Below are 8,118 nucleotides of genomic sequence, written 5' to 3' on the forward strand. Positions count from 1 at the left end.
ATAGTATTCATTGGACAATTCATAAATTATTTTATTTGGAACGAGAACATTATGATTAAATCATTTTTACTGAACAAATCCCTGCCTGAATTATTGGACATTGGTAGCGTAAGCAATCTGGGAGCGACTGTGTTGGAAGGCGATCCGCAGGCCAGTATGGCAATGATATTTGGTGAACCAACGGATAGCCTGACATGTGGTATTTTCGCTTGTACTCGTGGCAAGTTTAGTATGGTGTATCCGTTTGATGAGCACGCAACCGTGACAGAAGGTTCGGTAAAATTGACCGATGTGAAGAGCGGTGAAACCGTTGAATATCATCCGGGGGATTCCTGGTTTGCGCCGAAAGGAACGGAAGTACTGTGGGAAATCACCGCTGACCGTTTTGTGAAGCATTATCTGGCTTGTATTAGAGGTTAAAAAAACTTATACCCTACGGATTTCAAGATGCATCGCGACGGCAAGGGAGCGAATCCCCGGGAGCATAGCGAACTATGTGACCGGGGTGAGCGAGTGCGGCCAACAAAGAGGCAACTTGAAAGATAACGGGTATATTTGATAGAGGTAAATAATGAGTGATATTAACTTATTACCGTCAGTTACGGCCTTTTTGCAGCATAATCATGGACATTATATTAATGGTCAGCCGGTCATTGGTCAGGGGAGTGAAACATTTTCTGTCATAAACCCTGCGACTGATGAAATCATTGCAACGGTTAATCAAGGCGGTGAAGCGGAAGTTAATGCGGCTATGCAAGCGGCACATGAGGCATTTCATGGGGTATGGGCCCAAACTTCACCGATGGAGCGCGGTCATTGCTTGAATCGTCTGGCAGATCTATTGCTGGCACATCGGGAAGAGTTGGCGCAGTTAGAAACCCTTTGTTCCGGTAAAACCATCCAATTATCCCGTATGCTAGAAATTGATTCTTCTGCTCAATTCCTGCGTTATTTTGCCGGATGGTCAAGTAAGATCAGCGGTGAAACCCTGAATGTCTCTTTGCCCTCTTTTAAGGGTGAACAATACACGGCGTTTACCCGTCGCGAGCCGATTGGTGTTGTGGTAGGGATTATTCCGTGGAATTTCTCCATCATGATTGCCATCTGGAAAATGGCGGCTGCACTGACTTGCGGCTGTACCATTGTGTTGAAACCCAGTGAATACACCCCGTTGACCATGCTCAGAGTGGCTGAATTAGCCAAACAAGCGGGTATTCCTGATGGTGTCATTAATGTGATTAATGGTTCAGGTTCGGTGCTTGGTCCTGCGCTGATAGGTCATCCATTATGTGCTAAGGTCACTTTCACTGGATCGGTGCCAACGGGTATTGCTGTTGGTAAATCAGCAATGGAACAGGGATTGACTCGTACCACGTTGGAATTGGGTGGCAAGAACGGTGCAGCGTTTTTAGCGGATATGCCTGTTGAAAAAATTGTCGATGGTGTTTTAGAGGCTGGTTATCTCAATCAAGGGCAGATTTGTGCGGCGGCGGAACGTTTCTATATTCCTGCAAGCCATATGGATGATGTGCTGAAATTGTTGTCTGAAAGACTCTCGGCAATGAAGATTGGCTTGCCTCTGGATGAATCAACAGAAATGGGGCCGTTGGCAAACAAAGCACACTATGACAAGATCCTGTCCCTGTTTGAGCAAGCTCGTCAAGAAGGCAGTGAGATTGTTTACGGTGGTCATGCTCTGGCCGGGCCGGGTTTCTTTGTGGCGCCAACAGTGATTCGTGCTAACAGCCCAGAAGATTCATTGATGAAGGAAGAGACATTCGGCCCTGTTGGGACTTTCCTCAGCTATAACGATGAAGAAGAACTCATTGGATTGATGAACAATACTCCATTTGGTTTAGCGGCGAGTTTGTGGACCAATGATCTCAGCAAAGCTATGCGCATGATCCCGCGTATCGAAGCGGGGACTGTTTGGATCAATATGCATACATTCCTTGATCCGGCATTACCATTTGGTGGTACCAAATCCTCAGGTATTGGTCGTGAATTCGGTAGCGCCTTTATTGAGCACTATACTGAATTGAAATCCGTGATGGTTCGCTATTGATTTGATATTCGGATCAAAATAAGCAAGGCCCCTTGATTGACGGGGCCATTTCAAACCTAAGGTCATCACTGGCATTTTATCCAAGAGAGGGCTACTCAGGGCAGCAGGTTGATTGTGTACTACTCACACTATAATTCAATACTCGTGATTAATAAGGTAACGAGTGCTACGACCACCAGCACCAGTACTTTCTAAACAACCTAGCTCAACCAAATGTGTCAGGTGTCTGGTTGCAGTGGCGCGACTTACCTTCGCTACCTTTTGATATTGGCTGCTGCTAATGCCTTGCTCAAAATTGCCATCCAGCATACGGTTTAGCACCTTCGTTTGCTCTGCTGTAAGTTGAGTCTGGTCTATCCGGCGCCAAAATTTAGCTTTTTGTACAACCTGATTAATTTCTTTCAATTTATTTGTTAAGGTCTCATTCAGTATTTTCAAAAACCAAACCAACCAATCAGTAATATCCAAACCGCCATGTTGAGTATTTTCAAGGATTTCGTAATACGCTTTACGATGATGACAAATACTTACCGACATTGCATAGAAACGAATTGAACGGTTTTCGGCTTGAGCAAGTGCAAGGTCTGTTAAAAATCGGGTAATGCGCCCGTTTCCGTCTTCTAAAGGATGGATTGTTACAAACCATAAATGGACAATTGCTGCTCTGATGATGGGATCGAGCCTAGTATCTGTTCGGGATTGATTGAACCACGTTATAAATTGGGGTACTTCATCGACCATTTTTTCTGGTGGTGGCGCCTCAAGGTGAACAGTTGGCTTATCCAAACGACCGGATACCACTTCTATCATCCTTTCGCGTAATTTGCCTCCTTGTATCGGATTGAACATGGTATAGCCTTCGGGGAATATCAACTGATGCCACTTGAGTATGCGTTCAAGGGTTAAATCGGAGTGGCTATTTTCTATCACATCAAGAGCAACCTTTGTAATGCCGTCACTCTTTTCTACGATTGGATAAGGTTTTTCTTCCGTAATACCTAATCTGTTTGCCAATGATGAACGTATCGAAGCTGCATTCAGTCTTTCTCCTTCAATTTCACTTGAATAGAGTATGCTAGATAGAAGGCTATCAAGCGTTGCCTGCTTGGTGTCTTCATAATCAGATTTGCCTAATAACAGTCCCTGATTGAAATGCACATCTCGCAGTAATGGTGCAATAGTATTGACATTCCAATGGAATTCCGGCCAGTTCGGTTGTTCCCATATCCACATTTGCTTCACCCGTGAGTCAAATAAGGCTTCTATTCTACTCACCAAATGAGGCGAATAGTAATATTATTTGACTCATTCTGGGTTTTTCACTTGGTATTTTGTCAACATGAGGTGAAATCACCAATATCGGGAAATAATTAAGTCTCTGTGTGCTTGTTCTTTAGCGATCAGAATAAGCATCAAGCGTGAGAATTGTTTAATTAAAGATGACTGTTAATGGTTAATGACGATATAACTATTTAATTTGTTTTATAGTTATTGATATGTTAAAAAGATTGATAGATTTTTATTCGTAAATTAGCTTGTTGATTAATAGGAATTAACAACTCTGGTGCTTCCAATAAGGATATTTCATTTATACGAGAATACTTAATCATGGTGGTTTTAACTAATAATACTATGGTGATGACGGAGGTAAAAATAGATGGATAATCATCTCCGTTGTCGGTTTAGTGAAGGCAGCATTACCCTACCAGAAGGTTATCAAGAGCAAACCGTTAATATCATTACAGCCCCTAATGCCCCTGCATTGAACATTTCCCGTGATAGTTTGGATGAAGGTGAAAGCCTGACCGACTACTTGGTTCGTCAAAAAGAGTTACTAAAAAAAGGATTGCGAGATTGGCAATTACTTGACGAACAGCCTGCGGTTCTTGGTGACAACCTGTTATCCGGCACTGCGCTGTTTTCCCGTTATCGTCCCAAAAAAGAGCAACAAGTTTATCAATATCAGGCGGTGTTTCTATTAGATGACCGTAAGGCGCTGATTTTCACTCTGTCGGCACATCAGGCCCTATCTGAGTCAGAGCGCCAATGGCTGGATGGTTGTCTGAAGAGTTTTCAATTACCACACTGATTTTTTTGATAAGGGGATATCGCCATGCCAGAAGCTGCACGGTTGGGTGATACAATAGGCCATTCTGGCGCTTTAGCTGGATTGATTGGTGGAACGATTTTAGGAGCAGCTATCTCTGCAATTGGCGGTATTGTAGGTGGAGCGCTGTTTGCTGCGGGTATTGCGTCCTCCTGCTTGGGGGTAGGTATTCTACTTATTGGCCTGTCTGTTGCGGTTGGGATGTTGGCAAGCCATCTGGGGGAAATGGCCCGAGATGACTGTACCAAATCGGGGGCAGCGTCGCGAAGTCCCTGTGGAACAATTACCCGTGGTTCCTCTAATGTATTTATCAATGGCAAACCGGCGGCTATCGCAACCTATAGTCAGGTTGGGTGTGACAAGGATGGCATACGCCAGATGGCTGAAGGCTCCAGTTCTGTTTTTGTTAATGGTTACCCATTAGCACGGGTCGGGGATAAGACTACGTGTGATGCGGTAGTCATGACCGGTTCTCCGAATGTTTTTATCGGCGGCGGCACGAAGACTACCGAAGCGGTGACGCCAGAAGTGCCGCATTGGGCGTATCAGGTGTCTGACCTCACGATATTGGCGGCTGGGCTTATTAGTTTTGGCGGGGCAGCGGCTAACGGCCCCAGTGCTGTAAAGAAATTGTTTAGTAAAATCCCTGGCGCGGGGAAAATTGGCAGGATACTGTGCCGCCTGAGTCCGTTGGCTATTGGTGCGTCAGTAGTGGGTATCCTGATGAATCCAGTAGAAGTGGTAGCCGGACAGAAATTTCTTAATGACGACGACGAACTGGACTTTATCATTGAAGGAGAATTGCCGCTGTATTGGCAGCGTTCGTACCTGAGTAGTTATGACTATGACAGTGTGTTAGGGTGTAGCTGGAGCCTGTCTTGGGAAAGTACGCTTACGTCTATTGAAGAGGGAATATTATGGCGTTCACCACTGGGTGAAATTATCCCTTTTCCTGATGTGCCCATCGGCTATCGTTGTTTCTGCCCGGAAGCACAAAGCTGGCTGATGCATACCCCAGAAGACACTTGGGAAATTCGTGATGCCAGTGAACATATTTATCATTATCCTGAATTTGGAGCTGATAGTACCAGCCGGCTGAGCCGTATTAGTGATAACGTCGGTAATGAACAGGTATTCCATTACAACGAATTGCAGCAGATGGTGAATATTACTGGCAGTGGTAAATTAAACCTGCATTGTGACTATCTTCCCATTGAACTTGGCGGCAAATCCGTTTCCCGCCTGACCGCCGTCTGGCAGGCATTGTATAACGGCAGCCGTGTACTGCTCTGTCGCTATCACTACAATGAACATGCTCAACTGGTGGGTGTCAGCCATCGGGATGACCATCTTAAGCGCCAGTTTGGCTGGCATGAAGGGGGATTACTGGCATGGCATCAGGATGCACGTGGGTTACGCTGTGACTACCAATGGGAGCAAACGGAAGAAGCGCTGTGGCGGGTGATTTCACAGCAGACCAGCGAGGGAGCGGGTTACCGTCTGCATTATGATGAGGAACACCGTGTTCGTACTGCGCAATGGTATGACGGTACAACGACGGTCTGGACACTCAACGAAGAGCATCAGATTATTCACTGTATGGACCGTGCGGGCGTGGAGCACCATCTGTTATGGGATGAATTTGGCTTACCGACAGGCTATCGAGATGCCGATGGTAACACGCGACGGTGTGAGTGGGATAATCTGGGGCGACGGTTGAGTTTTACTGATGGCAATGGTCATCAGACGGGCTGGCAGTATCAAAATGACACTGATCGGGTGACGTTTATTTTGTGGCCGGATGGCTGCCAGAGTGTTTTTGAGTATGATGACCGTGGTCGATTAGTGAGTGAAACCACGCCACTGAAACAGACTACCCGTTACTGTTATGGTCACAATCAGACCTTGCGTCCTTACCTGCGCATCGATGCCCGGGGCGGAGAGAGCCGTTTTATGTGGAACGATCAGGGGCAGCTTATTCGGCGAACCGACTGTTCGGGCCAGGCCAGTGAGTGGGGTTATGATACGCAATACCGTGTCAGTCGCTTTACCAATGCCTTGCTGGAAACGACCCGCTATCATTATCACGATGATGGACAACTAACACAGGTTACCTATCCTGATGATTCTACTGAACGAATGACTTGGGATAGCGCCGGTCAACTGTTGAGTTACCAGCGTAACGAAAACGAAGCCCGTTACTGGGAATATAATGTATTGGGGCAGGTGGTTTGTACTACCGACCGTTTACAGCGGCAAATCCGTTATCATTACACTCCCGAAGGATATTTGGTCAAAATTGACAATGCCAATGGTGACAGTTACATCCTGACCCGTGATGCTGAAGGTCGGTTAACGGAAGAAATTCGGCCGGATGAAACCCTGATTTATTATGAATACAACGCCGCTGGATTACTCAGTACCGAAAGACGCATGGGTGATAGAGTGTTTAAGTACCCGGAGCGTCGGGTACACCACCGTTATGATGGCGCTGGAAATCTTATTCAGCGGGAAACGTATACTGATAACTATCAATATCAATGGGACAGCTTGGGGCGGCTGCGACAGGCAGAGCGCCAGCCCAATGAAGTTGGAAAAAAACTGGATATTCTGCCGAATACGGTGTGTTTTGAATACGATGCTTTGGGGCGGATAACCCGGGAACAAAATGGTGAAAATATCCTCCAGTTTGGTTATGACGAATTAGATAACCTGACGGAACTGACCTTACCGCAGGGAGAGACGTTGCACTGGCTCTATTATGGTTCCGGTCATCTCAGCGCTGTTCGTTACAACCAGCAACTGATAACGGAATTTGAACGTGATGCCTTGCACCGGGAAACCTGTCGCACACAGGGGGCCTTATTCCAGTATCGCCGCTATGATCCGTTGAGTCGTTGTATCAGCCAGTACAGTGTGCCGCAGGCTAACGTTCAGACGGATATAAAACCGGAAATCTGGCAGGGTAAACCCTGGCGGGCGTGGCATTATGACACTCAGGATGAGCTGTTCCTAAGGGAAGATCATTACCTAGGGAGGGTGAATTACTCCTATGATTTAGAAGGCCGTTTGAAAAGCGTAGATAGCACGGATAGTTATCAGGAAATGTTCTGGTATGACGGGGCGGATAATCTGCTTGAACACCCGCAATCACAGAGAGAGAGGCAGCCGGTAGGGAGCCTTACTCCCCCGGGAGACAGATTAAGTCAATGGAACAACTGGCAGTACGAGCATGATGAACATGGCAACGTGATTAGCCGTAAAAATATGCAGGGGCAGCGTTACCGGTACGATGGCGACAACCGACTGACGACAGTGGAAGAGCTGAGTATGAAGGTTGTCTATCACTATGATGCGCTTGGACGCCGTATCAGTAAGGTGGTGAAAACCGGGATTGGTGGACAGGCACGTTATGAACAAACGGATTTTGTCTGGCATGGTTTGAGGTTGTTGCAGGATCATGAGTTAAAAACCGGTAAGAGGCAAACCTACTGTTATGAATCTCATGACAGCTACACCCCGCTGGCGTGTATTGAATCAAGAGGGACCGTGCGTGAGTATTTTTGGTATCACACCGATATTAATGGTGCGCCACTGGAAGTCACGAATGAGGCGGGAAAAATCGTGTGGTCGGGGAAATACGATGCCTTGGGTAAAATTAGTGGTCTGGCGCTGGCCTATTTTGTCGATACTGATCGTTCATTCCATGATTTCAAGCAAAACCTGCGTTATGCAGGGCAATATTTTGACAAAGAGACGGGGCTGCATTTTAATACGTATCGGTATTACGCCCCGGAGATTGGCCGGTTTATCACACCTGACCCGATAGGATTAGCAGGGGGTCTGAACCTGTATGCGTACGTGCCTAATCCGGTGTCGTGGATCGACCCATTAGGGTTAGCAGGTAAAAATTGCCAAGATGTTGGTAATAAGTCTAAGAATGCTC

At 46.4% G+C, this 8,118-nt stretch carries 5 protein-coding genes; 4 read left to right on the plus strand and 1 reads right to left on the minus strand.

Going from position 1 to position 8,118, the window contains the following annotated elements:
* The first annotated feature begins 51 nt into the window (after positions 1 to 51).
* Both AAC155_RS19885 and AAC155_RS19890 read left to right on the plus strand, forming a co-directional pair.
* Positions 52 to 420, plus strand: coding sequence for a cupin domain-containing protein (locus tag AAC155_RS19885; protein WP_113043851.1), 369 nt, complete (start codon positions 52 to 54; stop codon positions 418 to 420).
* Positions 421 to 571: 151 nt separating this feature from the next.
* On the plus strand, positions 572 to 2,065 hold the full coding sequence (locus tag AAC155_RS19890; protein WP_113043852.1) for an aldehyde dehydrogenase family protein: 1,494 nt from the start codon (positions 572 to 574) through the stop codon (positions 2,063 to 2,065).
* Positions 2,066 to 2,200: 135 nt separating this feature from the next.
* On the opposite strand, the gene AAC155_RS19895 is transcribed toward AAC155_RS19890, so the two are convergent.
* Positions 2,201 to 3,298 (minus strand): Fic family protein, encoded by a 1,098-nt coding sequence (locus AAC155_RS19895; RefSeq protein WP_113043853.1) that lies wholly within the window; start codon positions 3,296 to 3,298, stop codon positions 2,201 to 2,203.
* 424 nt (positions 3,299 to 3,722) lie between these two features.
* Between AAC155_RS19895 and AAC155_RS19900 the strand changes: the two genes are divergently transcribed.
* Together AAC155_RS19900 and AAC155_RS19905 are read left to right on the plus strand one after the other, a co-directional pair.
* Positions 3,723 to 4,154: a DcrB-related protein gene (locus tag AAC155_RS19900; RefSeq protein WP_011148376.1), complete on the plus strand. Its 432-nt coding sequence runs from the start codon at positions 3,723 to 3,725 to the stop codon at positions 4,152 to 4,154.
* 24 nt (positions 4,155 to 4,178) lie between these two features.
* A partial coding sequence (locus AAC155_RS19905) for an RHS repeat-associated core domain-containing protein (RefSeq protein WP_113043854.1) occupies positions 4,179 to 8,118 on the plus strand: 3,940 nt, incomplete at its 3' end.

Source organism: Photorhabdus sp. HUG-39 (genome assembly GCF_963878365.1).
Taxonomy (GTDB): Bacteria; Pseudomonadota; Gammaproteobacteria; order Enterobacterales; family Enterobacteriaceae; genus Photorhabdus; species Photorhabdus kayaii.